The sequence below is a fragment of the Streptomyces sp. NPDC091272 genome, from assembly GCF_044757485.1.
Classification (GTDB): domain Bacteria; phylum Actinomycetota; class Actinomycetes; order Streptomycetales; family Streptomycetaceae; genus Streptomyces.
The window spans coordinates 1-25,923 of the sequence record NZ_JBIVVC010000021.1; the positions used below are offsets into that span (position 1 = coordinate 1).

Here is a 25,923-nt window from a genome sequence, read left to right on the forward strand (position 1 = left end):
CCAGACGGTTCAGACGGCGTACGGGGCGCTCCCCGAGCCTGGTGGCACGTGCACGACCGTCAGGGGCGGACGTCGCACGCCGACAGCAGGCACAGATTGAAGCCCTGTGTGTTGCTCGGGCCCTGGCTGCCTGCTGTCCCGCTGCCCACGGTGCAGCGGGACAGCAGGCACAGGTTGCCGCCCTGTACCCCGCGGTAGTTCCAGAGCGCCTGACGGGCGGGGGGCGCTTGACGGTCCGGGAGTGCCTGGCGGCCGGTGGGTGCCTGGCGGTCCGGGGGTGCCTGGCGGACGGTGACTGCCTGCCGGTCCGGGGAGTTGGCCGCGGCAGAGGTCGTCGGCCTTGTTCCGGCCGGGTCCGTCGGCGCCGCGCCGGCCGTCGCCGCACCCGATATGAGCACCATTCCGGCCGCCGCCGTCACGGCGCCGAGGCGAGCGGTGAGTCGAAGCATCTTCACGTTGTCTCCTGATCTCGCTGGACAAGGCTGTTCGGACTGGCATTCGGCGCCGTGTCACCGGCGGATTGGTCATGAGGAGGAGCAACTCGTTCCTCCCATTGTGCAGTTGTGAATCTCCCATATCTGCGTGTGTTGTGGGTCACACGAGCAATCCGGGGCGTGAGTGTCTTCGAACCCCTTGTGTACACAGCGATTTGCTGAGGAACGAGCCAGAGGGGAGACCGGGCATGGCCGAAAGGCGTGCACAGCCTTTGCACCCGGAACCGAAGCCGAATCAGGCGGACGTACCGGACCCCTCGGCCGTCCGGAGGATCCATCACCGAGGTGAACACGCGTGACCCACGCCCCGTCCGGAAGCGACCAGCCGCAGACCCTCGCCCTGACCGCGGCTCAACAGGGCCTGTGGTTCGCGCAGCAGCTCGACCCCGGCAACCCGTCGTACAACGTGGCGGAGTTCGCCGAGATACCGGGGCCGGTGGACGTCGGTCTCCTGCGGGCGGCGGTGTGTCAGGCTGCGGCGGAGATGGAGGCGTTGCGGCTCACTTTCGGTGAGCGGGACGGCCGGCCGTTCCAGAGCGTGGCACCTGAGTGCGACATCGAGGTGCCCCTGGTCGACCTGACGGGGTGCCCGGATCCGCGCGGCGAAGCCCTCGGCCGCATGAACGCCCAGCTCGCGGTCGCGGCGGACCTCACCACCGGGCCCCTGATCCACATGACCCTCTACCGGCTGGCGCCCGACCGGCACCTCTTCCACCAGCAGGTGCACCACCTGGCCCTCGACGGCTACGGCGCAGCGCTGGCACTGAACCGGATAGCGGACCTGTACACGCGAGGCTCGGTGCGCGCGGCCGACGACGCGGCGCTGCCCCGGGCGGACGTCCCGTCGCCGTCCGCCCGTGACCTGCCCCTGGCGCCCCTGGTGGCCGAGGACATCGCCTACCGGTCCTCCGCGCAGAGCCAGGAGGACCGGAGCTACTGGGCGCACCAGCTCGCCGGCGTCCCGGCCGCGGTCGGCGTCACCGAGGCCCCCGCGCGACCCGGACACGGATTCCTGGCGGTACGTCACTTCCTCGGTGCCGCGGAGAGCGACCGGCTGCGCGCTGCGGCGAAACGCGCCGGGGTGGCCTGGCCGACCCTGTTCATGGCGGCCCAGGCCGTCTACCTGCACCGGGTACGCGGACTCGGTGAAGTCGTCCTCGGGCTCCCGGTCACCGCCCGGCGCACCCCGCTCGCCCGCGCGACTCCCGCGATGCTCTCGCAGGTACTGCCCCTACGGGTGGCGGTCTCGCCCTCCGACACGGTGGCCGGCCTCGCGAAACGGATCTCCGGCTCCGCCCGTGCGGCCCTCAAGCACCAGCGGCACCCCCTCGACGCCCTGCGCAACGACGCCGGGCTCACCTCTCCCGAGCAGCGGCTGACCGGGCCGGCCGTCAACGTCCTGGCCTTCGACGGGGCACTGCCGTTCGGCCCCTACCGTGCGACCCTGCACTACCTCTCGCTGGGCCCTGTCGAGGACATGACCCTGAGCGTGCACGCCTCTGCCGCGGACGGGGGTCTGCACGTCGATCTGCTCGGCAACCCGGAGGCCCACACCGCGGCCGGGCTGCGGGGTCATCACGCACGGATCCTCGGCCTGCTCCGGGCGTTCGCCGCCGACCCCGGCCGGCCGGTCGGCGCGCTCCAGCTCGTGGACACCGGGCAGGAGCGCGCCGCCGCGCAGGATCAGGCCCCGGCGCGGGAGCAGGCCCCGGCGCGGGAGCAGGCCCCGGCGCGGGAGCACGCCCCTGCGCGGGAGCAGGCCTCCGTGCGGGAGCAGATCTCCGCGTCCCAGGCAGTCGGTACGGACGAGGACGCCGACCTGACCGTCTGCGCCCAGTTCTCCCGGCAGGTCCTGCGTACCCCCGCGCGCACCGCGGTCGTCAGCGGGGACGTACGGCTCACCTTCGGCGCACTCGACGCGCGGGTGGCGGCCCTGGCCGAGGAGCTGGCCGGTCTGGGGGCGGGGCCGGGGACCCGGGTGGCGGTCGGGCTGCGGCGCTCCACCGGCCTCGTGGTGGCGCTGCTGGCAGTGCTGCGCACCGGAGCCGCCTATGTGCCGGTCGACCCGTCCTACCCGGCCGCGCGTATCGCCCACATGATCGCGGACTCCGCGCCGATCGCGCTCGTGGCGGGCGCGGACACCGCGCCCCTGGTCGACCCGGACGGGCGGCTGCCCCGGGTCGACCCCGCGGACCCGGCAGCCCACCCGCCTGCCCGCCGCGCACCCGCCCGCCACGCGCCCGCCCGCCGTGCGCAGGCAAGTAGTGTGCGCGGCGGCGGGCCGGGGCCCGAACCGCGGGACGCCGCGTACGTCATCTACACCTCGGGCTCCACGGGGCGCCCCAAGGGCGTGGTCGTCGAGCACCGTTCGCTGAGCAACCTGCTCGCCCACCACCGCCGCGAGGCACACGCCCTGGCCGAGAGCGCGCTGGCCGGGCAGACCCTGGAACGCGGTCTGCGGGTGGCCCTCACCGCGGCCATGTCCTTCGACGCCTCCTGGGACCCGCTGCTGTGGATGATCGCAGGGCACGAACTGCACGTCGTGGACGACGACACCCGCCGCGACCCGCGGGCGCTGGTGGAGTTCCTCGGGCGGCAGCGGATCGACGTGATCGAGACCACCCCCACCTATCTCAGGCAGCTGCTGAGCGCGGGCCTGCGATCCGGCGAGGGGCACCGGCCCCGCGTCATCGCCCTCGGCGGCGAGCCGGTGGACGACGACCTGTGGCGTGAACTCGCGGACCAGAGCGACTTGTTGGTGTTCAACTACTACGGTCCCACGGAGGCGACCGTCGACGCCGTCACCGCGCGCGTCACCGGCGACGGCCCCGTCGTGGGCCGCCCTGTCGCGGGGGCGCGGGCCCATGTGCTCGACTCCGCCCTCCAGCCGCAACCGCACGGCATGGTGGGAGAGCTCTATCTGTCGGGCAGGGGAGTGGCCCGCGGCTACCACGGCAGGACCGGGCTCACCGCGGGACGGTTCCTGCCCGACCCGTACGGGGCACCGGGCGCGCGGATGTACCGGACGGGCGACCTGGCGCGCTGGAACGAGGCGGGCGACCTGGAGTTCGTCGGCCGCAGCGACCAGCAGATCAAGGTACGCGGCCACCGGGTCGAGGTCGGCGAGATCGAGGCGGTACTGCGCGCCCAGCCGGGAGTCGCCGAGGCCGCCGTCACGACGGTGGGGTCCGCGGGGCCGCCAGGACCCGCCGCGTCCCCGGACGTCGCGCCGGTGCAGCGGCTCGCCGCCTACCTCGTGCCCGACACCCCCGGCCGGGCCCTCGACCTGGTCGCCCTGCGCGCGGTACTGGCAGGGGCGGTACCCGAGTACATGGTGCCCACCGCCTACGCGGTCGTACCCCGGCTGCCGCTGACCCCGAACGGCAAGCTCGACACCGGACAGCTGCCACCTGCCCTGCCTCTCGCCTCGGACGGCGGCGAGCCGCGCACGCCGCGGGAGGCGCGCCTGTGCGCCCTCTTCGCCCAGTGCCTCGGCATGGCCCGGGTCGGCCGGGACGACAGCTTCTTCCTGCTGGGCGGCCATTCCCTCCTCGCGAACGCCCTGGTGGGCCTCGTCCGCGACAGCTTCGGCGTCGAGATCGGCATCCGCGCGCTCTTCGAGGCCCCCACCCCCGCGGGCCTGCTGCCCCGACTGGACGACGCGGCTCCTGCCCGGCCCGCGATCCGCGTCGTACGCCCGCGTCCCGAGCGGCTTCCGCTCTCGTTCGGCCAGCAACGGCTCTGGCTGCTGGAAAAGATGGGGGAGGCGGGCACCGCCTATCACCTGCCGGTGGCGCTGCGCCTGTGCGGCGACCTCGACCGCGCCGCCCTGACGGCCGCCCTGCGCGACCTCGTACGACGTCACGAAAGCCTGCGCACGGTGTTCCCCGAGGACGAGGACGGGCCCCGGCAGTACGTGCTCGCAGCGGAGAGCGCCGCGGAGCTCCTGGAGGTCGAGACGGGGACGACGGCCACGGCCGCCCCGGACCCCCGGCCCTTCGACCTCGCGCGGGAACTACCGCTACGAGCAAGGCTGTTCAGTCGGGCCCCGCAGGAGCACGTACTGCTGCTCACCCTCCACCACATCGCGGTCGACGGCTGGTCCATGCGCCCTCTGCTGCACGACCTGGCCGAGGCGTACACCGCCCGTCTGCGCGGCGCCGCACCCGGCCTGGCGCCGCTGCCGGTCCAGTACGCCGACCACACCCTGCACGTACGGGAGCTGCTCGGCGACCCCGGCGCGGCAGACACCCCCGCGCACCGCCAACTGGCCTACTGGACAGCCGAACTGCGCGCGCTGCCCGCCGAGCTGACCTTCCCCACGGACCGGGCCCGTCCGGCGCGTCCCACCGGCCGGGGCGGTCGCGTCGGCTTCGAGGTGCCCCCGCACCTGCACCGGGAGCTCCTGCGGCTGGCTGCCGCGTCCGGCGCCAGCGCCTTCATGGTCCTGCACACGGCGCTCGCCGCTCTGATGTCCCGGTTGGGTGCGGGCGACGACGTGGCGATCGGCACGCCGGTCGCCGGACGGGACGACCCCCAACTCACCGAGGTGGTCGGGTTCTTCGTCAACACGCTCGTCCTGCGCACCGACACCTCGGGCGCGCCCGGGTTCGGGGAACTGCTCGCCCGGGTGCGCGACGGCGACCTGCGGGCGTACGCGCACCAGGACCTGCCCTTCGAGCGGATCGTCGAGGAGCTCGCGCCGGCGCGCTCGTTCTCCCGCCACCCGCTGTTCCAGGTCATGCTCAGCCTGAACAACGCCCCGGCGCCACAGCCCGAACTGCCGGGCCTCTCCGTCAGCCATGAGGCGTCCGTCGGACGCGGCGACGCGAAGTTCGACCTCACCTGGGACCTCACCGAACAGCACGACGACAAGGGTGGCGCGCGAGGCATCACCGGTGAGCTGGAGTTCAGCGAGGACCTCTTCGACCGCGCCACCGCCCAGCGGTACGCCGCACACTTCGTCCGGCTGCTGGAGCAGCTGCTGCGTGACCCGCAACAGCCTTTCACCGACGCCGACTTCCTCACGGAGCGGGAGACGGCTCTCGCGCTGGGGGAGGCCGACGCACTCCCCCCGGCGGGCGTCGAGGTGCGCACCCTGGCGGGCGCCGCGCTGCCCGCCGCCGGTGCACAGGCCCCGCAGGCGGGCTCCGTGACCGCCGTTCCCGGCGCGCCCGAGCACCCCACCGTCGTGCACGCCCTCGACGCCGTGGCCGCCGCCGCGCCCGGCCGCACCGCCGTGGTCGCCGACGACGCGACGCTCACCTTCGGCGAGGTCGCCCGGCAGGCCCTGCACTGGGCGTCGGTCCTGCACGCGCACGGCGTACGGCACGGCGACCGGGTGGCTGTCGCACTGCCCCGCACCACACTCCAGATCACCGCGCTCCTCGGCGTCCTGCGCGCCGGAGCCGTCCTGGTACCGCTGGACGCCACACACCCCCGCTCCCGCAACGCGCTCATCCTGGAGTCGTCCGCACCCCGGATGCTGCTCACCACCACCGCGCTGCGCAACGAACTCCCTTACGCCGGTGACGCGTTGTGCCTCGACGATCCGGACCTTCGGGGGTCAGGAGCAGCGGGGGTAGCGCCCGGCCCTCCCCGTCCGCGCGACGCGGCCTACGTGCTCCACACCTCGGGTTCCACCGGGGTGCCCAAGGGTGTCGTCGTCGAACACCACAGCCTCGCCAACCTGCTCACCGCACACCACGAGCAGCTCATCGGCCCCGCGGAGGCCGACAGCAACGGTGTCCCGCTGCGTGTCGCCCTCACCGCGGCGATGACCTTCGACGCGTCGTGGGACCCGCTCCTGTGGATGCTCGCGGGACACGAGCTCCATCTGGTGGACGACGTCACCCGACGCGACCCCGAGGCGCTCACCGCCCTGCTGCACGCACGGTCCGTCGACGTCCTGGAGACCACCCCCTCCTTCCTCGAACAGCTCCGCGCCTGCGGCCTGTTCGCCCCGGGGCGGCCCCGGCCGCGCGTGCTCGCCCTGGGCGGCGAGGCCGTCGGGGAGTCGCTGTGGCGTGAACTCGCGGCGCTCGACGACGTCGCCGTGTGGAACCTCTACGGCCCCACCGAGGCCACCGTCGACACCCTGACCGCCCGACTGCGCCCCGGCACGGCACCGCACCTGGGCCGGCCCGTCAGGGGCACCCGCGCCCGGGTCCTGGACGCACGGCTGCGGCCGGTGGCCCCCGGTGTCACCGGCGAGCTCCACCTCACCGGGCCCGCACTGGCCCGCGGCTACGACCGCCGGTCCGGGGCGACCGCCGCGCGGTTCCTGCCCGACCCGTTCGGGCAGCCGGGGGAGCGCATGTACCGCACGGGGGATCTCGTACGGCAGCGGGCCGGCCGCCTCGAATTCGTCGGACGCGCCGACGGCCAGGTGAAGGTGCGCGGCTTCCGGGTGGAGACCGGGGAGGTCGTCGCAGCCCTGACCGCCCACCCCGGTGTCCGCCGGGCCGCCGCCGCGGTACGCCGGGGCCCGGACGGCGCTGGCCGGCTCGTCGCCTGGGTGGTGCCCGCCGACGCGGGCCGCCAGGACCCCCGCGAGCTGCGGGCGCTCGTCGCCGCCCGGCTGCCCGCGTACATGGTGCCCGCGGCCGTGGTGGCGGTGCCCGAGCTGCCGCTCACCGTGCACGGAAAGGTCGACTTCGACGCGCTGGCGGAGACCCCGTCCGAGTCCGTGGCCCGCGACCGGGAAACCGAGGACACACCGCACAGCGCGCAGGAGGAGATCCTGTGCGCCCTGTTCGCCGACAGCCTCGGCCACGAGCGCGTCGCACGCACCGACGACTTCTTCGAGCTGGGCGGTCACTCGCTGCTCGCCACCCGGCTGATCGGCCGGATACGGGCCGCGTTCGGCGTCGAACTGCCCGTCCGTGCGCTCTTCGAGAACACCACCCCGGCCGCCCTCGCACAGCGGCTGGCCGACGCCGCCACCGCGCACCCCGCGCTGCGTCGCGCCGAACGCCCCGTACACCCGCCGCTCTCGCCCGCGCAGCGGCGGCTGTGGTTCCTGCACCAGCTCGACCCGGCGTCCGACGCGTACCACATCTCCGTGGCCGTACGACTGCGCGGCGCCCTCGACGAAGGGGCGCTGCGCGGCGCGCTCGCCGACGTCGTCACCCGGCACGAGAGCCTGCGCACCCTCATGGGACAGGACGAGTCCGGCGAGCCCTGCCAGGACGTCCTGGACCCCGGTGACGCGCGCCCCGACCTGCCGGTGACGCAGGTGGCCGAGCGGGAGCTGGCCGATGCCGTACGCGCAGCAGCCGCCGGGCCCTTCGACCTGACCCGCCGGATCCCGCTGCGCGCCCACCTCTTCCGGCACGACGACGCCCACCACACCCTGCTTGTGACGGTCCATCACATCGCGGCTGACGGCTGGTCGATGGGCCCGCTGGCCCAGGACCTGGCCGGTGCCTACGCCGCGCGGCGGTCCGATCGCGCGCCGCACTGGGAGCCGCTGCCGGTCCAGTACGTCGACTACACGCTGTGGCAGCGCGACCTGCTCGGCGGCCCGGGCCGCCCGGACTCGCTGGCGCAGCGTCAACTCGCCTACTGGTCGTCCCAGTTGGCGGACCTACCGGAGGAGACGGCGCTGCCCGCGGACCGGCCGAGGCCCACCACGCCTGGCGGGCGCGGCGGGAGCGTGCCGCTGCGGCTCCCCGCGACGGCGGGCGCCGCCGTCGCCGCGCTGGCCAAGGCGACCTCCACCACGCCCTTCATGGTGCTGCACGCCGCGCTGGCCGTCCTGCTCGGCCGCATCGGCGGTGACGACGACATCACCGTGGGCACCCCGGTCGCCGGCCGCACCGACGAGGCGCTGGACGGGCTCGTCGGCTTCTTCGTCAACACCCTCGCGCTGCGCGTGCGGCTCACCGGCGAGCCCACCTTCCGGGAACTGCTCGACCGGGTACGCGAGACGGACCTCGCCGCGTACGCCCACCAGGAGCTGCCCTTCGAGCGACTGGTCGAGGAACTGCGGCCCGCGCGCTCCCTGGCCCGTCACCCGATGTTCCAGGTCATGCTCGCGCTCAACAACACCCGCGCCCCACAGCTCGAACTTCCCGGTTTGCAGGCCAGGTTGGAGGGCGTCGGCACCGGGGGTGCCAAGTTCGACCTGTCCTTCAGCGTCCAGGAGAGCGCGCCCACGGGCGCGCCGTCGAAGGACGCTCCCGGCGCGGGAGACGCCGCGCGGCCGGCCGGTTCCGGCCACGAGCTTCCGGCCCCGGCAGCCGACGCGATCGCGGCGCGGCTCGACGGCACCCTGGAGTTCAACCGGGACCTCTTCGAGGAGTCCACCGCACGCCGCATCGCCGACTGGTTCGGCAGGCTTCTCGTCCTCGCCGCCGAACGGCCCGGCGCGCCCGTCCGGGACCTGCCGCTCCTGAGCGACGAGGAGGAAGCCGGGCTGCTCGCGCTCGGTGCGGGCCCCCGGGCGGCCGGCGAACCGCCCTCGCTCCTGGAGCGCTTCGCGGCCACGGTCGCCGCGTCCCGCAGCAGCGACATCGCGGTCCGGGCCCCCGATGGACAGCTGTCCTTCGCCGCGCTCGACAGCCGCTCCGACCGGATCGCCGCGCTCCTCGCCACCACCGGCGTCACACCGGGCGACCGGGTCGCGGTACTGCTGCCGCGCTCCACCGACTCGATCGCCGCCCTGCTCGGCGTCCTCAAGCGGGGCGCGGTGTACACGGCCGTGGACCCGAGCCTGCCACAGGGCCGCGTCGACAGCGTCCTGGCGGACGCCGCTCCACGCGTGGTCCTGACGGCGAACGCCACGGACGCACGCGTGCCGGCCCTCTGGACACACGTCAACCTCGAAGGGGACGCCGCCGGGGAGGCCCTGACGGCCGCATCGCCGGGTTACCCCGGGCCCGAGGCGGCGCGGGACACGTCCGTACCCTCGCAGGCGCGGGATGCGCTCGTACCTGGGCAGGCGCGGGAGACGCCCGTACCTGGGCAGGCGTGGGACACGCCCGTACCTGCGCAGGCGCGGGACACGCCCGTACCCCCGCAGGCGCGGGACGGGCAGTCGCCCGCCTATCTCATCCACACCTCCGGCTCCACCGGAAGGCCCAAGGGCGTGGTGGTCGGGCACAGGTCCCTGGCCCGGCTCCTCGACCACCACCGGCAGCACGTGTTCGCCCCCGCCGTGCGCGCGGCGGGGCGGGCCAGGCTGCGGGTCGCCCTCACCACGGCCCTGTCCTTCGACGCCTCCTGGGACCCGGTCCTGTGGATGGTCGACGGGCACGAACTGCACCTCGTCGACGACACGACCCGCCGGGACCCCGAAGCCCTCGTCGACCACGTCAGGGAACGGCGCCTGGACGTCCTGGAGTCCACCCCCACCCACGTCCGTCAACTCCTCGAAGGGGGCCTCCTCGCGCACGACGCACCGCACCGCCCGTCCGTCGTCGTCCTCGGCGGCGAAGCCGTTCCCACCGACCTGTGGCACACCCTGCGCCGCGCCCCCGGCGTCCGCTGCTGGAACTTCTACGGCCCGACCGAGGCCACCGTGGACACCCTCGTCGGCCCGCTCGACGCTGCCGACCGCCCCGTGCTCGGCAGCCCGGTCACCGGCACCAGGGTCCTGCTGCTCGACGCCGCGCTGCGTCCGGTGCCGCAGGGTGTCACCGGGGACCTCTACCTCGCGGGCGACAGCCTCGCCCTCGGCTACCACGCCCGGCCCGGCGAGAGTGCCCGTGCCTTCGTACCCGACCCGTACGGGCCGCCGGGCGGACGGATGTACCGCACCGGGGACCGGGCGCGCCGGGCCGCCGACGGGGAGCTGGAGTTCGCAGGACGCGCCGACGGCCAGATCAAGGTGCGCGGCTTCCGGGTGGAACCCGACGAGACGGCCGCCGTCGTCGCCGCACACCCGTCGGTCGCCGAGTGCGCGGTGACCGCCCACGAAGGACCGGCAGGCACCCGGCTCGTGGCCCACGTCGTACCGGTGAACCCGCTCGATGCCGACGACCTGACCGCACTGCGCGAGCACACCGCGAGCCACCTGCCCGCGTACATGGTGCCCGCCGTCTTCCGGACCCTGGCGGCGCTCCCCTTGACCGCCGGCGGGAAGGTCGACCGCAGGGCACTGCCCGAGCCGGAGCCCGCACCCACCGGGACCGGCGGCCGGACGGCCCGCAACCCGCGCGAGGACGTCCTGTGCGGCCTCTTCGCCCAGGCCCTCGGCGTCGAACGCGTCACCATCGACGACGACTTCTTCGCCCTGGGCGGCCACTCGCTCCTCGCGACCCGCCTGATCGGCGGCCTGCGTGGCGCCCTCGGCGTCGAGATCAGCATCCGTACCCTCTTCGAGGCGCCGACCGTCGCCGCCCTCGCGGCACGGCTGGCCGACGGCACCCAGGACAACCCGCTCGCCACCCTGCTGCCGCTGCGCACGGCGGGCGACCTGCCGCCGCTGTTCTGCGTCCACCCCGCGGGGGGACTGGCCTGGGCGTACGCGGGACTCCTGCCGCACCTGGAGCGGGGCCGGCCGCTGTACGGACTCCAGACACCGAACCTCGACGGGACCGGCGCCTTCCCGGACAGTATCGAGGCGATGGCCGCCCGCTACCTGGCCGAACTCCGCGCGGTCCAGCCGGACGGCCCGTACCACCTGCTCGGCTGGTCCTTCGGCGGCAACGTCGTCCAGGAGATCGCCGTCCAGCTCCAGGAGGCCGGCCAGGAGGTGGCGCTGCTGACGATCCTGGACGCGTTCCCGGTGGCACCGCGCGACGACCTCGACGCGGCGCCCCGCGACACCGTCTTCCGCGCGCTGCTCGCCAACCTCGGTGTCGGCGACGACACCCTCGACGCGAGCCGCCCGGTCGAGGCGGCGTCGGTGCGCGACGCGTTCCGTGACGCCGGCAGCCCCCTGGGCAGCCTGGAGCCGCGGACCATCGACGCGATGGTCGACAACTTCGCGGGCCAGGCACGCCTGATGCGCGCCTACACACCCCGCGTCTTCCACGGCCGGGTGCTGTTCTTCGAAGCCGTCGAGGGACGCCCGCGGGACGCCTTCAGCATCCGGCTGTGGGACCCGTACGTCGACGGGACGATCGACGTGCACGAAGTGCCGTACGCACACGCGCAGTTGATGTCACCGGCGGCCAGGGAGCAGATCGGTCCCGCCGTGGCAGACGCCCTGCGCGCGCTCGACCGGACACACCCACCGGGCCACCGCGGCCACTGACCGCACGGGCGGACCCGCCGGACGCCCGGCACGGCAGCAACTGATCGCACGGGCATCCCGCCCGACGCCCGGCACGGCAGCAACTGAGCGACCGCACGGGGCGGGACCCGCCCGGACACCCGCACCATCCGCGCACAGCCACCAGAGGAGCACCGTCATGACCAACCCCTTCGACGACCCCAGGACCGAACACCGCGTCGTCGTCAACGACGAGGGACAGCACGCACTGTGGCCCTCGTTCGCCGTCGTGCCCGCCGGCTGGAAGGACGTGTACGGGCCGGCCGCACAGGCCGACTGCCTCGCCTACGTCGACGAGAACTGGACCGACCTCACCCCGCTCAGCGCCCGCGTCGCCGTCTCCTGAACGGCGCCGGGCCCGGCAGCACCACCGGACCTGCCCGCATCCCGCCCCTGGCCGGCGCACGACCGACACCCACGCCCCCTCGAAGGAAGGACCCCATGGCCGAGCGAGCGCGCCATGCCCTGCGTGCCGAAGGCCTCACCAAGGCCTTCGGCGGCCGAACCGCCCTCGCCGGCGTCGACCTGGAGGCGGAGCCCGGCACGGTGCTCGGCGTGCTGGGCCCCAACGGCGCGGGCAAGACCACCACGGTCCGCGTCCTCTCCACCCTGCTGCGCCCCGACGCGGGGCGCGCCTGGGTGGCAGGGAAGGACGTCCTGCGCGACCCGGAAGGGGTACGCAGGAACCTCGGCCTCTCCGGCCAGTACGCGGCCGTCGACGACAAACTCACCGGCCACGAGAACCTCTACCTGGTCGCCAGGCTGTACGGAATGAGCCGGCGCGCCGCCAGGCGCAGGGCGGCCGAACTCCTCGGCGCCTTCGACCTGGAGGACGCCGCCTCCCGGCCGTGCGGAGGCTACTCCGGTGGCATGCGCCGCCGGCTCGACCTGGCCGGGGCGCTCGTCGCGCGGCCCCCCGTTGTCGTGCTCGACGAGCCCACCACCGGCCTCGACCCCCGAGGCCGGGCCGACACCTGGGCGGCCGTGCGCGCCCTGGTGGACGAGGGCACCACCGTGCTGCTCACCACCCAGTACCTCGAAGAGGCCGACCAGCTCGCCCACCGCATCGTCGTCATCGAGCACGGCCGGGTCGTGGCGCGCGGCTCGGCCGCCGAACTCAAGGCCAGGGTCGGAGGTGAACGCCTGAGCCTGACCGTGCCCGACAGCGGGTCGCACCCGGAAGCCCTCGACATCCTGGGCTCGCTCGGCGCCCACCGTCCGGCCCTCGACAGGCGCTCCGGCCGTTGCACGGTCACCACCGACCACGGCGCGTACACCCTGGAGCGCGCGCTCGGCCTGCTGAGGTCGGCGCGGATCGCCGTGCACGACGTCCAGCTCGCCCCGCCCACGCTGGACGACGCGTTCCTCTCGCTCACCGGGGGACCCGACGGTGGGCAGCCACTCGTCGCGGACGGCGGGCAGCCACCCGTCGCGGACACCGGGCAATCACTCGTCGTGGACACCGCCCAGCCACCCGTCGCGGACAGCGCGCAACCGAGGGAGTTCACCCGATGAGCCACGCCGCCGAGGGAGTTCACCCGGTGACCCACGCATCGACGTCAGGACCCGGGCTGATGCGGTACGGCGCCATCATCGCCTGGCGCAACCTGCTCAACCTCCGCCGCACCCCGGGTTCGTTGATCGCGGCCCTGGTGCAGCCCGTGATGTTCGTACTGCTGCTGTCCTACGTGTTCGGCGGCAGTCTCGGCGGTGACGACTACCGCACCTTCCTGATGGGAGGCATCTTCGCCCAGGCGGTCACCTTCAACGCGGCGTTCACGGCCCTGGGGCTGGCCAACGACATGGACAAGGGCATGATCGACCGGTTCCGTTCGCTGCCCATGCCGAGAATGGCCGTGCTGCTCGGACGTACGCTCTCCGACCTGCTGATGAGCGCGGTGACCCTCGCCGTCACCTCGCTGTGCGGTCTGCTCATCGGCTGGCGGATCGACGCCACGTTCCTCGACGCGCTGCTGGCCTATCTGCTCGTCCTTCTCCTCGCCTTCGCCATGTCGTGGGTGGGGGCGGCGATCGGGCTGATGGCGCGCAGCGTGGAGGTGGCCCAGAGCGCCGGGCTGATCTGGCTGTTCCCGGTCACGTTCGTGTCGTCGGCGTTCGTCTCCACGGACAGCATGCCTGGGCCGTTGCGGACGGTGGCGCAGTGGAACCCGGTGTCCGCCACCGCCACCGCCGTCCGTGACCTGTTCGGCAACGCCTCGCCCGCCGGGCTCGCGGCGGGTGACGCCTGGCCGGTCGTGCACGCACTGCCGTACGCGCTGCTCTCGGCGCTCGCCCTCACCTGCGTCTTCATGTTCCTTGCCCTGACCCGCTTCCGGCGGATCACGCTGGGCTGAGGCCGTCGGCGGGGAACCGTGCCGCCACGTTCGCGTAACACCCCGTCACGTAGTCCCAGAATCCGTCCGTGTCCAAGGTGGTCGGTACCACCGCGTTGGGCCGGGTCGACCTGAAGTCGACCACGGTCATGCCCGCGGTCAGGGTGCCGGCCGTCTCCACGTCCACTCCCGCCCGGCGCGAGGAGAACAGGTCGGGGCGGGACACGTAGGCGACGGCGCACACGTCGTGCAGGATCTGGCCGCCACCGTCCACACTGTCGTGCTTCGCGAGGTACGTGGCCAGCGGGACCACCAACTCTTTGCCCAGATCTCCCAGTTCGGTGAACCTGGTCAGAACCGTGGGCGTGGCGCGAGCCTGCCGGGTCAGGTCCAGTCCCACCATCGTGACCTCCCAGCCCGCAGCGAAGACGATTTTCGCGGCCTCGGGATCGACGAAGATGTTGAACTCCGCCGCCGGAGTGACGTTGCCACGGCTGAAGGATCCGCCCATCACCGTGAAGGACGCGACCAGTTCGGCGATGCCCGGGTCCTTCGCGAGGGCGAGGGCGATGTTGGTCAGGGGCCCCGTGGCCACCAGATGCACCGCGCCGGGGTTCGCGCGCAGCGTCTCGATCAGCAGGTCCGAGGCGTGCCGCGGCGACGGGGGGAGTCTCGGCGCCGGAAGCGAGAGCGCCCCCAGCCCGCCCTCGCCGTGCAGATGCGGAACGTGCAACGGCTGCCGCAGCAGGGGAGCGGCGGCTCCGGCCGCGACCTCGACCCCGGGGAACCCCAGGAACTCGCGCAGTGACAGCGCGTTCCTCATGGTGTCCGCCAGGCCCACGTTTCCGCTGACGGCCGTCACCGCCACGAGGTCGATCTCAGGATCCCCGTGGGCGAGCAGAAGGGCGAGAGCGTCGTCCAGGCCCGGGTCGCAGTCCAAGAACATTTTGTACGCCATCCGACGAAGATGCCACGAGGGGCAGAACGAGTCCACCGGCAGATCCTGCGGACCCGGCTCTTTTTCATCACACGTCCTGCGGCATGAATGCGGGGCAACCGGGGACTTTCCTTCCAGCACATTCGGTGAGCAGTGCCCTGTGGTTGGCAGGTAGTTCAGTGCCGGGTTTACGTCAAGTGAACTGTTTCAGTCGTGCGCGCATTGATTCCGGCCATTCACATCAAGGCCAGTTTTCGGAAGGTGACTTTCCATGAGGCAGGTTGATCGGGACGACGCGGAGCGGTTCGTCGGGCGGCAGGCGGAGTTGGGCACGCTCATGGCCGCGCTCGCCGAGGCCGCTCCAGGGCGCGTCACCAGACGCATCCTCACCGGCGAGCCGGGGGCCGGGCGGACGGCCCTGCTGAACCGGTACGTCCGGCTGGCCGAGGACCGCGGACACACCGTGGTGCACCTGACCGGACAGCCCGGCGTGGCTCCGTGGCGGCACGCCATCGCGGCACAACTGGGCCTGTCACAGCGGATATTGGCTGAAGGCGAGGTCGAGGACGAGGGCGACCGCGAGTCGGTGACCGCGGGTGCAGCCGGTGCAGCCAGTGGCGGCGGCGGTGGCGGAGGTGCCTGGGGCGGCGGGGGCGTCGGCTGTCGGCCGATGGGCGCCGATGTCGACGGTCATCGGTCGCTGCCCGCCTCCGCCGCCCTCGCCATCGACCGGGCGCTGGCCGGGCTCGCGCCCGCCGGGGCACTCGTCCTCGCGGTCGACGACCTGGATCTCGCGGGCCCCGAGGCGCTGCCGTTGCTCGACGAGCTCGCCAGGGCGCGTGATGGCGTCCCGGTCGTCCAGGTGGTGACTCTGCAAGAGGGCCGCTCCGCGCGGCTGGAGCCGGAGGTGGCGCGACTCCTGGTGAATTCGCGGACAATTCATCTCGGCGGTCTGTCCGCGCCGGATTCCGCACTTCTTGTGCAGAGAATGACCCGGCTGAACATCAGGCCCGCCACCTTGACCGCATTCCATCGGGTCTGCGCGGGGAATCCCCGTCTGCTCGTGGAGTTGTTGCACGACTTCGCCGCCAATTCGCGGGAGTACAACGTCAAGGAGGTCGAATCGGCCACGCTGCCCGCTTCGACCGAAAACGTGATGCGGCTGTTGGCGCGAAATCACCCCGGCGCGGCCGGCGTGCTGACGGCGGCGGCAATCGTCGGGGACAGGTCCGAGCCCCGCCTGCTGGCCCACCTGAGCGACCTGGACCTGCCGGACGCGATGCGGGCGGCGGACCGGCTCGTGCGCATGCGCCTCCTCCAGGACGACGGAGGGCTGCAACTGCGCCACCCGGTACTGCGCAGTTCCCTCCTCGCCGCGATGACGCACATGGCCAGGGACGCCGCCCACCTCAAGGCCGCCGCCTACCTCCACCAGATGCACGCGCCCGTCGAGGACATCGCGGCCCAGCTCATCGCCTCCGGCACCCCGCTGGACGCCACCTGGTGCACCCCCCTCCTGCTGGAGGCGGGACGCCTGGCCTCCGCGGACGGGCGCGGGGCCGCGGCCCTCGCGTACGTCGAGCACGCGGCCAGGACCGCGTCAGGTCCGGAACGCGACCGCACCCTCGTCGTCCTCACCGACGTCAGGATGGCCGACGGCCTGCCCGAGGGCATCGAACAGGGGCTGACCGCCCTGAAGAGCGTCACCGAGGAGGAGAGCCGCTCCAAGCTGCTGGCGAGGCTCGGTGCGGGCCTCTACCTGAGAGCGCCGCAGGACAGCGGCGCAGATGCCCTGCAACTGGTCGTGCGGACCGCCGCCTCGCACGAGAGGAACGCCTGGGCCGCCCTGCACCGCATCCTCGTCAACGAGGAGCACCACGCGCCGACGGACCTGGCGGAGCGCACGCGAAGGCTCCGGTCGTCCGGGCACCTCACGGCAAGGACACTGGGCGTGCGGGTCCTCCCGGAACGGCTGCGGCCCGCGGCCGACGCGACTGCTCTGTACCAGCGCTACCTCGCCGGCGCGGACCCGGGCCCGCTGGTCACGGAGGTGGAGCGGCTGCTCGTCGACGAGGAGCGGGTGTGCACGCACCCGGTCGCACTGATGAACGCGCTGATGGTGCTGGCGTGGACCGGCAGGTACGACTCCCTCGCCTGCCACGTGGAGAACTTCGAGAACTGCGGACTCAGCCGGGGCAACGCCCTGCAGGGAACGCTGCTGCTGTCGGTGAAGGCCCGCGTCTCCTTCGCGCGGGGCAACGTCCGCGAGGCCTGCGAGCAGTTCGCCGAGTGCCTCGAACGGCTGACCCTCATCCGTACCGCCGCGCACAACCCGCTGCGCCTGGGCGTGGTGGCCGCGTACGTGCAGGCGTTGCTGGAGTCCGGTGACCACCGGGCCGCCGAACGGCTGCTGCGGGAGAACACCGCCGCCGAGGAGCCGCCCGGCTGGAGTTACGGCACGGTGCTGCTCGCCAGGTCCGCGCACTGTCTCACCGTCGGGGACTTCACCGGAGCACTGCGGCACCTGTACGAGGCGCGGCGCCGTGCGCAGTCGGCGGGAATCGCGGCACGGGCGGTGGTGCCGTGGCGGTTGCACGGCATCTCGGTGATGGACCAGCTGGGCCGCAAGACGGAAGCCAGGGCGTGGGCCACCGAGGAGGTCGCCGGGTCGGCCGCGGCGGGATCCGACCTGGAACACGGCGTCGCACTGCGCGCGTTGGGCTCCGTGCTCGGTGGGCCGGAGGGGGAGAGGTCCCTCCGGCACGCCGTACGTCTGCTGGAAGGAGCCGGAGCGCGGCTGGAACTGGCCCACGCCACGGCCGACCTCGGCACCGCGGTCGCCGACGAGGGCCGCTGGGACGAGGCGGGCGCCATCCTGGCGTCGGCCCTGTCGCTCGCGGACGCGTGCGGCGCCGCGCCGCTGACCGCGACGGTACGTCAGCGGCTGACGGCGCTGGGCGGCGATTCCACCGGCCAGCTCGCGCTGCGGGCGGCCGCCGCCCTGACCGTCAGGGAGAAGCAGGTGCTGGTGGGGGCGGTGCGGGGCCACAGCAACACGTCGCTCGCGGCGGACCTCCACATCACCAAGCGGACGGTGGAGATCCACCTGTCGAGCGCCTACCGCAAGCTCGCCATCCGGGGCCGCAAGGACTTCGATCGCATCTTCCGGGTGCCGGGGCTCTGGGCGGTGCTCCTGCAGGGAGAGGGCCCGCTCACCTGACGCGCGCAGCCCGAGACGGCCATGGGCCCGGGCGGCGGGGGTCAGGGCGCGGGGGCTCCGGCCGGCGCCGGGCTTCCGTCGTCCTGTACGGGAGGGCGACGGCCGGCCCGGCGTATCTGCGGTTCGTAGCGCTCCCAGAGCAGGGCAAGCAGCCGGTCGGGTCCGCCACGCACGTCCGCGAGAGCACGGGCCACCGGGTCGGGCCCGGTGGCCGCCCCGTCCCGCTCCCGGCGCGCCCACATGCTGGGTGCCGGGGGCAGCACCCCGCCCAGGCGACGCATCTCGTGCTCCATCGCCTGTTGGTACGCCGCCGCGGACCTCTCCTCGGTGACCACCTCACCCGCGTGGTTGAACAGACTCCCCACACTCATGGTGAGCGCCACCAGGTACACCGCCTCCGGGGTGCCCCGCAGCGCGGCCCGCAGCGTGTCGTGGGTGCGCCCGGTGAACACCGAGTCGTCCAGGTGGACGACGACCTTGTCCTGCGCGGGAAGCTCTCCGGTCTGCCAGGTCCACGACGACACCCTGTCCATCGCCGCCTCGTGGAACGAGTGCCGGCTCAGCGCCAGTTCGGTACGGGCACGGCGGTCCGGGGTCAGCATCCCCGCCCACAGGGGGCCCACCGCCATCGCCCCGAACGCCTCGCTCACCAGGACGACGGGACTGTCCGGGTGGTTCGTCCCGATGCCCGGCCACCGGGCCTCGAACGCCGCCAGCACCTGCCACAGGACGTCCCCCTCCCGAAGGCTGCGGACCATCGACGCGGGGGCGTCGCGGCGGAGCAGCTCCGCGCCGATTCCGCGCATCACTTCCGCGACCCGCGGATCCGCCAGCACGCCGTGTGCCCGCGCGCCCCAGGTCGAAGGCTCGCACGGGCCGCCGCGCCAGAGGTTGTGGCCGGCCTCCGCCAGCAGCGCGCACAGCGCCTCCAGTGCCCGGTCTAGGACCAACTCGCCCGTGGGGTCGTCCAGATGGGCGACGGTCCAGCGTGCGCAGCAGAGGTCGTTCACCGCTGATTCGAGAAAGGCCAGCCAGGCCAGCCACGGGTACCACGGTGCCGGGGACAGTGACGCGGGGGCGGCCATCGCCTCGGCGTGGTCCGCGTAGGTGGGCCACCTGCCCGCGGCCACGGACCACCGGGCGGCGGCGGTCGGACACCTGTCGGGCAGGTACATCGACCCGTCCGCCGCGTAGTAGCCGAAGCCGCGCAGATAGGTCCAGCCGTCCCGGCTGACCCTGTCGTGGAAGAACGCGAGTGCGGCGCTTCCGGCGCGTTCCACCTCACCGTCGGGCAGCCGGAAGCCACCGCCAGGGGCCAGGTGATCCGCCTCGGGCACCTTGGAGTCCGGCGGCAGGAGAGCTCCCGAGGCACGTAGCTCGGTGGTCCAGCGCGCGCGCAGCCCTTCGGCGTTCCGGGAGATCTCGCGGGCCCAGGAGTGCAGACGCCGGCGTTCGGCCGTGCCCAGGCGGTGCTGCGCCGCGGCCGTGCTCATCGGTCGCCTCCTTCGGTGCGGGTGCGGGTGCGGATGTGGGTGTGCGTGCTGGTGCGCGTGCCGGTGCGGGTGCCGGCGTGCTTGCGAGGAAGGTTCACGGTGCGGCGAACTCCGTCACGTCGTCGATGTACTCGGTGGGATCGTGCAGGCCGGCGTCCCGGAAGGCCTCGCGGCGTTCGTAGCAGGTCCCGCAGGTGCCGCAGTGCAGCTCGCCGCCCTTGTAGCAGGACCAGCTGAGCTCCAACGGGGCCCCCAGGCGGGTGCCGTGCGTGGCGATGTCGGACTTCGCCCAGTGAATGAACGGGGCCTCGATCCTGGGCGTCGGGAAACCCTCGTTGGCGACCGCGACCAGCGCGTCGAGGGCGGTGACGAAGGCGGGGCGGCAGTCGGGATACACGAAGTGGTCGCCCGCGTGCATGCCGAGCGCCACCACGGACGCGCGCTCGGCCACCGCGACCGACACCGCGACATTGGCGAGGACGGCGTTGCGGTTGGGGACCACCGTGGCGCGCATGGACTCCTCCGCGTAATGGCCGTCCGGCACGCTGACTTGACTGTCCGTCAGTGCCGAGCCCTTGAGGAGCGTGCCCAGGCCGCTGAGATCCGCCACGACGTGACGTGCGTCGAAGTGGGCGGAGACCGCGCGGGCCGCGTCGATCTCCCGGCGGTGACGCTGACCGTAGTCGACGGTGACCGCCACGAGATCGCTGCCCAGGGCCGCGTAGTGCGCCAGGAGGGTGGACGAGTCCAGACCTCCCGACAGTACGACCACGACGCTGAAGGGATCTGCTTTGTCCTTGATGTGCTGACCCATGAGACGTCTCCGTAGAGGTGAGAGAGAGGCGGTTCGGCCAGGGTGGGTGGCGGGTCGATCCTGGGGCGCGCCCCCTACCCGGCACATCACGGCACCCGCCGAGAGCGCGCCGCGCCGCCACCGAGAGGACCGGGTTCCGCTACCGCGACGGGGGCCGGCACACGGCCGCGGGCGACCCGGCGCCCCGTACCCGGCCGGCATCCACGCGTCCCCGCGCCCGGCGTCCCGTACCCCCCTGGCATCCACCCGCCCCCGCGCCCGGCGCCCCGTACCCCCTGGCACCCACCCGCCCCGGCCCGGCCCGAGCGCCGCGCCTTCGGCCGGGGCGGGCCGGGCTCTCGGTGGGCCGGCCGATATTTCGCGGCAGGTGCCGTGACGCGGTGCGGCGCCCCCGGCACGCATGGTGGCTCCAGTCCGTCCGCCGGCCCCGTCCGGCCGACCGCCGCCGTGCACCGTGCCGGCGGGCCGGGCCGGGCCGGGACCCGTCCCGGCCCGCCGCGCCGGGGCCGTCCACCGGGCGTGAGCTCGGTCAAGACATCCGCGAACCGGGAGTTGCCCACATGGCATTCACCATCAGCAAGGAGTTCCACTTCTCGGCCAGTCACCGGCTGGAGGACCTCGTGGAGGGCCACCCCTGCGGCAGACTGCACGGGCACAACTACACGGTGGAGATGGAACTCGCCGCCCTCGACGACGCACTCGACAAGACCGGCTTCGTCCGCGACTACGGCGACCTCTCACCCTTCAGCAGCTGGCTCGACGCGGAGGTCGACCACCGGCACCTCAACGACCTGCTGACCGACCGCAACCCGTCCGCCGAGAACCTCGCGAGGTGGATCTACGAGACCTGGTCGGACCGCTACCCCGAGCTTTCGGCGGTACGGCTGTCGGAGACGCCCAAGACCTGGGCGGAGTACCGGCCGTGAGCGAGCGCGTGACGAGTGACGAAGCGACCGCGCTGCGGGAAGGCGGTGATGCCGCTGTGGACCCGACGCTCGTGGTGAACGAGATGTTCGGCCCCACTTGAACCGTTCAGGGCGAAGGCCCCTCGGCCGGCCGGCGGTGTGCCTTCCTGCGGCTGGGCGGCTGCAACCTCTCCTGCCGCTGGTGCGACACCCCGTACACCTGGGACTGGACGGGGGTGGGCGACACCGGCGTCGCCTACCGCCCGCGGGACGAGCTCACGGTGCTGCCGTCGAGCGAGGTCCTGGACCGGCTGCTGCGTTTCGACGTACCGATGATCGTCATCTCCGGCGGAGAGCCGCTGAACCAGCAGCGGCGTCTGGTGCCGCTGGTGGAGCGTCTCCTGGCGCGGGGCCTGCGGGTGGAGTTCGAGACCAACGGCACCGTGGTGCCGGACAGCCGGCTGGTCACGACGGGCGTGCGGTTCAACGTGTCGCCGAAACTCGCGCACTCGGGCGACCCCGAGTCCCGGCGGATCGTTCCCGAGGCCCTGCTGGCACTGGCCGAGGCCCCGGGCACGGCGTTCAAGTTCGTCTGCCGCACCACGGAGGACCTGGCAGAGGTAGACACGATCGTCGACCGCTGGGGGACCACACCCGTCTGGATCATGCCGGAGGGGCGCACCACCGGCGAGTTGCAGCACCGTCTCGCGTCGCTGGCCGACGCGGTGATAGCCCGCGGCTGGAATCTGACGACGCGGTTGCACATCGACATCTGGGGCGAGAAGAGGGGCGTATGACCACCGAGCACACAACGCAGCAGCACGACGCCGTGCCTGCCGCGGCAGCGGCACCCGAAACTCGGACCGGGCCCGGCAGAACCGGCCCCGGTGGTCCGCCGGCTCCCGTCGATCCGCTGGAGGACGTGGGACGAAAGCTGCTGCTGGCGATCGGGGAGGACCCCGACCGGGCGGGGCTGGCGGGTACCCCCGCGCGATTCGCCCGCTGGTGGCGGGAGTTCAGCAATTACGAGGCGGGCGACGTGGACTCGCTCTTCGAGCTGAAGACCGACGGGCAGATCGTCGTGGTGTCGGACATCGAGGTGTGGTCGCTGTGCGAGCACCACCTGTTGCCGTTCTCCTGCTCCGTGACCATCGCGTACCGGCCGGGGAGCCATGTGCTGGGGCTCTCGAAGTTCGCCCGCATCGCCCACCGGCACGCACACCGGCTCCAGGTGCAGGAGCGGCTGGTGCGTGACATCTCCGACGAGATCAGCGCGGTGTCCGGGTCACCCGATGTCGCGGTGATCGCCCGCGGTGAGCACCTGTGCATGAGCATGCGCGGCATTCGTACGGCCGCGACCATGACCTCGTCCGTCTTCAACGGCATCTTCGCGGACTACGGACCGCCGCGGGAGGAACTGATCGCGACCATCGCGGGAGCGAGGTCCACCCGGTGACCCGCCCAAGGCCACGCCCGGTGGCCCGCCCGGCGACCCACCCGGTGACCCGCCCGGCGTGCCGTCCGTCCGAAATCGGAGGGACGCCGTGACGACTCCGCTGGACCGGGGCCGCTACGGCAGCGACGAGATGCGTTCCCTCTTCACCGATCGGGCGCGCTACCGGTTCTGGGTGCGGGTGGAGGGCGCGGTGGCCGCCGTACAGGGAGCCCACGGGGTGATTCCGGCCGACACCGCCGCGGTCATCTCCGCCAAGGCCGAGGAGTACGAGCCGCACTTCCCGCGCATCGCGGAGATCGAGGCCGAGAGCCGGCACGAACTCGTCGCGGTGGTGCAGCAGTTCGCGGAGACCTGCGGACCGCACCGCGGCTATGTGCACCACGGGCTGACCAGCAGCGACGTCCAGGACACCGCGATGGCGCTCCAGTTGTCGGCGGCGATCACCCTCATCGGGCGGCGGCTCGCCGAGCTGATGCGGGTCCTGCGCGACCAGGTGGTCAAGGGCAGGGGACAGGTCATGATCGGCCGGACGCACGGCCAGCACGCCCAGCCCGTCACGCTCGCCTTCAAACTGGCCGTTTTCCTCGATCAGTTGACCAGGTGCCTGGAGCGGCTGGACCAGCTGACCTCGCGCGTCGTGATGGGCAAGGTGTCGGGAGCCGTCGGGTCCCTGGCCGGCCTCGGTCCGCAGGGGGCGCAGGTCCAGGCCGAGGCACTGGAACGGCTCGGCCTGCCGGCGGCCCGGATCTGCACCCAGGCGGTGGCCCGCGACCGCTTCGCCGAGTTCGTCGGCTGGGTGGCGCTGACCGCGGCCTGTCTGGAGAACACGGCCACCGAGGTACGCAACCTCCAGCGCACGGAGATCGGCGAGGTGAAGGAGCACTTCGTCGAGGACGCCCAGGTCGGCAGCTCCGCCATGCCGCACAAGCGCAACCCCGTACTGAGCGAACGGGTCTGCAGTCTGTCGCGGCTGCTGCGCTCCCTGGTGGGCCCCGCCCTGGAAAACGTGGTGACCTGGCACGAACGGGACCTGGTGAACTCGGCCAACGAGCGGTTCGTCCTGCCCGAGGCCTGTGTGCTGCTGGAGGAGGCGCTGCTCACCGCGACCTCGGTACTGGGCGGACTGACCGCCTTCCCCGAGCGGATGGCCGAGAACCTGCGGCTCTCCCGGCACTCCCACCTCAGTGAGGCGGTCCTCCTGGCGCTGGTCGACCGGGGCATTCCCCGCCTCGACGCGTACCGGATCGTGCAGCACGCGAGCGCCGAGGCCACGGGCGGGGGGCACGACCTGCTGGACGTGCTGAAACGCGACGCACGCGTGGCCGGCGTGCTCGGGGCGGCCGAACTCGCCGCCCTCACCCGTCCCCGGGCCGACACGGGCCGGTGCGACGAACTTGCCGACGAAGCGGTACGGCGGGCCGAACAGGCCCTGGCCGCCGAAGAAGGAGATGGACGATGCCAGGAACGATAGTGGTGGGCGGACAGTGGGGCGACGAGGCCAAGGGGAAGATCTGCAGCTATCTGGCCATGCGCGACGACCCGGCGATCTCGGTCCGGGCGGGGCTGGGGCCCGGCGCGGGCCACACCGTCGTCCATGAGGGCCGCACCCTGCGGATGCGCCAGCTGCCCAGCGCTGTGATCAACCCGCGGACGCGGCTGCTCCTGGGAGCGGGCGTGCTGATCCGGCCCGAGGTGCTGCTCCGGGAGATCGACGAGCTCCAGGTGCAGGACCGGGTGGGCATCGACCACCGGGCGAGCGTCATCGAACCCGAGCATGTGGAGGCCGAGGCGCGGGACGCGTTCCTCACCGACCGGGTGCGCAGCACCGGCAGCGGGCACGGCCCCGCCCTCGCGGCGCGCGCCATGCGGACCGGGCGCCGGGCAGAGGACGTCCCCGAGCTCGCCCCGTACCTGGTCGACGTGGCGGCGCAGGCCAACACCGCGCTGGACGAGGGGCGGCACGTCCTGGTGGAGGGGACCAACGGCTACGGCCTGTCCGTACTCTTCGGCAGCTACCCCTACACCGTCGGCAAGGACAGTACGGCGAGTACGGCCGCCGCCGACGCGGGTCTCGGGCCGCTGGCGATCGACGAGGTGGTGCTGGCCTTCCGCACCTACCCCATCCGGGTCGGCGCCGGGCCGCTGCCCACCGAGATCCCGCAGTCCCGGGCCGAGGAACTGGGCATCGTCGAGTTCGGCACGGTGACCGGACGGCGCCGACGCGTCGGCACCTTCGATCTGGACGAGGCGCGCGAGTCGGTCAGGGTGAACCGCCCCTCCCGGATCGCCCTTACCTTCCTCGACTACATCGACCCGGCGTGCCGGGGCATGACCGGTGGCACGCTGCCCGAGGCCGCCGCCGAGTTCGTCGCGTGGGTCGAGGAGGGGCTGCAACGGCCGGTCGACCTGATCGGCACCGGCCCCGACACCAAGGACCTCATCGACAGGACCGAAGGGAGCCCGGTGTCCCGTACGGCCGGGACGTCCGTCGCCTCCCTGCTGCCGGCCGGGGGAGAGGCACGATGAACGACCTCCCGCTCTGGCGCAGGGAACAACTGCTGGTGCTCGGCTGGGAAGAGGCGGGCAAGGCCCTCGGCCGGCTGGCAGACGAGATCCGCGCGAGCGACTTCCGTCCCACCGTCGTCGCGGGCATCGCACGCGGCGGTCTGCCTCCTGCCGTCGCCCTGTCGAACCTGCTGGGTGTGGAGGACTTCCGCATCCTGGGCATCCCGAGGAACACCTCCAACTCCCGTTACAGCGAGCGTGCGGAGCCGGTGCTCCGGTACGTCGTCCCCGACGAACCGATGACGGACGCGCGCGTGCTCCTGGTGGACGACATCATGGGCGACGGCGGAACGATGGCCCTGGCGGAGCGGACCGTGCGGGAGCTCGGCGCGGCCGCCGTGCGCACCGTGGTTCTGGTCCGTAACGTGCACGCGGCCGGCCGCCCGGACCACCTGGCGCTGGAGGTCGACGACTGGATCGTCTTCCCCTGGGAACGCCCGCCGGAGCACGGCGAGAACCACCGCCCCGCGCCGGGCCCGGCATGA

Annotated in this window: 14 protein-coding genes and 1 pseudogene; 11 read left to right on the forward strand and 4 right to left on the reverse strand. The window is 73.1% G+C overall.

From position 1 onward, the window contains the following. Nucleotides 1-59 precede the first annotated feature (59 nt). On the reverse strand, nucleotides 60-449 hold the full coding sequence (locus ACIQM4_RS34090) for a hypothetical protein (protein WP_401599441.1): 390 nt from the start codon (nucleotides 447-449) through the stop codon (nucleotides 60-62). Nucleotides 450-789: 340 nt separating this feature from the next. On the opposite strand from ACIQM4_RS34090, the gene ACIQM4_RS34095 reads away from it, so the two are divergent. From ACIQM4_RS34095 to ACIQM4_RS34110, 4 genes are all read left to right on the forward strand, one after another. Continuing rightward, nucleotides 790-11,697: an amino acid adenylation domain-containing protein gene (locus ACIQM4_RS34095; RefSeq protein ID WP_401599398.1), complete on the forward strand. Its 10,908-nt coding sequence runs from the start codon at nucleotides 790-792 to the stop codon at nucleotides 11,695-11,697. 157 nt (nucleotides 11,698-11,854) lie between these two features. Then, a complete protein-coding gene (locus tag ACIQM4_RS34100) occupies nucleotides 11,855-12,061 on the forward strand; it encodes an MbtH family protein (RefSeq protein ID WP_401599399.1) in 207 nt (68 codons plus the stop codon). A 95-nt stretch (nucleotides 12,062-12,156) separates the two neighbouring features. Continuing rightward, nucleotides 12,157-13,230 (forward strand): ATP-binding cassette domain-containing protein, encoded by a 1,074-nt coding sequence (locus tag ACIQM4_RS34105; protein WP_401599400.1) that lies wholly within the window; start codon nucleotides 12,157-12,159, stop codon nucleotides 13,228-13,230. A gap of 59 nt (nucleotides 13,231-13,289) precedes the next feature. Next, nucleotides 13,290-14,069, forward strand: a complete 780-nt coding sequence (locus ACIQM4_RS34110; RefSeq protein ID WP_401599443.1) for an ABC transporter permease — start codon at nucleotides 13,290-13,292, stop codon at nucleotides 14,067-14,069. Here ACIQM4_RS34110 and ACIQM4_RS34115 read toward each other — a convergent pair. Beyond that, nucleotides 14,056-15,006: a nucleoside hydrolase gene (locus tag ACIQM4_RS34115; RefSeq protein ID WP_401599402.1), complete on the reverse strand. Its 951-nt coding sequence runs from the start codon at nucleotides 15,004-15,006 to the stop codon at nucleotides 14,056-14,058. The two genes, ACIQM4_RS34110 and ACIQM4_RS34115, sit on opposite strands and share 14 nt — an antisense overlap. A 250-nt stretch (nucleotides 15,007-15,256) precedes the next feature. Here ACIQM4_RS34115 and ACIQM4_RS34120 point away from each other — a divergent pair, with 250 nt between their 5' ends. Further along, a complete protein-coding gene (locus tag ACIQM4_RS34120; protein WP_401599404.1) occupies nucleotides 15,257-18,205 on the forward strand; it encodes an AAA family ATPase in 2,949 nt (982 codons plus the stop codon). Nucleotides 18,206-18,246: 41 nt separating this feature from the next. Here ACIQM4_RS34120 and ACIQM4_RS34125 read toward each other — a convergent pair whose 3' ends face one another. Continuing rightward, complete coding sequence (locus tag ACIQM4_RS34125; protein ID WP_401599405.1) at nucleotides 18,247-19,698, reverse strand: hypothetical protein; 1,452 nt, start codon at nucleotides 19,696-19,698, stop codon at nucleotides 18,247-18,249. A 94-nt stretch (nucleotides 19,699-19,792) separates the two neighbouring features. Continuing rightward, nucleotides 19,793-20,512, reverse strand: a complete 720-nt coding sequence (gene queC / locus ACIQM4_RS34130) for a 7-cyano-7-deazaguanine synthase QueC (RefSeq protein ID WP_401599407.1) — start codon at nucleotides 20,510-20,512, stop codon at nucleotides 19,793-19,795. Between the two features lie 560 nt (nucleotides 20,513-21,072). Here queC and ACIQM4_RS34135 point away from each other — a divergent pair. The 6 genes and pseudogenes from ACIQM4_RS34135 to ACIQM4_RS34160 all read left to right on the forward strand — a co-directional run bounded on the left by ACIQM4_RS34135 (nucleotide 21,073) and on the right by ACIQM4_RS34160 (nucleotide 25,923). Then, complete coding sequence (locus ACIQM4_RS34135) at nucleotides 21,073-21,438, forward strand: 6-pyruvoyl trahydropterin synthase family protein (protein ID WP_401599409.1); 366 nt, start codon at nucleotides 21,073-21,075, stop codon at nucleotides 21,436-21,438. 122 nt (nucleotides 21,439-21,560) lie between these two features. Further along, nucleotides 21,561-22,214, forward strand: a pseudogene (locus ACIQM4_RS34140) (7-carboxy-7-deazaguanine synthase QueE); the annotation flags it as partial. Next, a complete protein-coding gene (folE, locus tag ACIQM4_RS34145; protein WP_401599410.1) occupies nucleotides 22,211-22,873 on the forward strand; it encodes a GTP cyclohydrolase I in 663 nt (220 codons plus the stop codon). The pseudogene ACIQM4_RS34140 and the gene folE, both read left to right, overlap by 4 nt. An 88-nt stretch (nucleotides 22,874-22,961) precedes the next feature. After that, a complete protein-coding gene (gene purB, locus ACIQM4_RS34150; RefSeq protein ID WP_401599412.1) occupies nucleotides 22,962-24,344 on the forward strand; it encodes an adenylosuccinate lyase in 1,383 nt (460 codons plus the stop codon). Further along, nucleotides 24,329-25,399, forward strand: coding sequence for an adenylosuccinate synthetase (locus ACIQM4_RS34155; RefSeq protein ID WP_401599413.1), 1,071 nt, complete (start codon nucleotides 24,329-24,331; stop codon nucleotides 25,397-25,399). The genes purB and ACIQM4_RS34155 overlap by 16 nt, the downstream gene beginning before the upstream one ends. Next, complete coding sequence (locus ACIQM4_RS34160) at nucleotides 25,396-25,923, forward strand: phosphoribosyltransferase (RefSeq protein WP_401599414.1); 528 nt, start codon at nucleotides 25,396-25,398, stop codon at nucleotides 25,921-25,923. Before ACIQM4_RS34155 ends, ACIQM4_RS34160 begins: the two co-directional genes overlap by 4 nt.

Coding starts and splice junctions, on each gene's coding strand:
- ACIQM4_RS34155 (WP_401599413.1), top strand. CDS start 24,329: ATGCCAGGAACGATAGTGGTGGGCGGACAGTGGGGCGACGAGGCCAAG.
- ACIQM4_RS34135 (WP_401599409.1), top strand. CDS start 21,073: ATGGCATTCACCATCAGCAAGGAGTTCCACTTCTCGGCCAGTCACCGG.
- ACIQM4_RS34120 (WP_401599404.1), top strand. CDS start 15,257: ATGAGGCAGGTTGATCGGGACGACGCGGAGCGGTTCGTCGGGCGGCAG.
- queC (WP_401599407.1), bottom strand. CDS start 20,512: ATGGGTCAGCACATCAAGGACAAAGCAGATCCCTTCAGCGTCGTGGTC.
- ACIQM4_RS34160 (WP_401599414.1), top strand. CDS start 25,396: ATGAACGACCTCCCGCTCTGGCGCAGGGAACAACTGCTGGTGCTCGGC.
- ACIQM4_RS34115 (WP_401599402.1), bottom strand. CDS start 15,006: ATGGCGTACAAAATGTTCTTGGACTGCGACCCGGGCCTGGACGACGCT.
- folE (WP_401599410.1), top strand. CDS start 22,211: ATGACCACCGAGCACACAACGCAGCAGCACGACGCCGTGCCTGCCGCG.
- ACIQM4_RS34125 (WP_401599405.1), bottom strand. CDS start 19,698: ATGAGCACGGCCGCGGCGCAGCACCGCCTGGGCACGGCCGAACGCCGG.
- ACIQM4_RS34090 (WP_401599441.1), bottom strand. CDS start 449: ATGCTTCGACTCACCGCTCGCCTCGGCGCCGTGACGGCGGCGGCCGGA.
- ACIQM4_RS34105 (WP_401599400.1), top strand. CDS start 12,157: ATGGCCGAGCGAGCGCGCCATGCCCTGCGTGCCGAAGGCCTCACCAAG.
- ACIQM4_RS34110 (WP_401599443.1), top strand. CDS start 13,290: ATGCGGTACGGCGCCATCATCGCCTGGCGCAACCTGCTCAACCTCCGC.
- ACIQM4_RS34100 (WP_401599399.1), top strand. CDS start 11,855: ATGACCAACCCCTTCGACGACCCCAGGACCGAACACCGCGTCGTCGTC.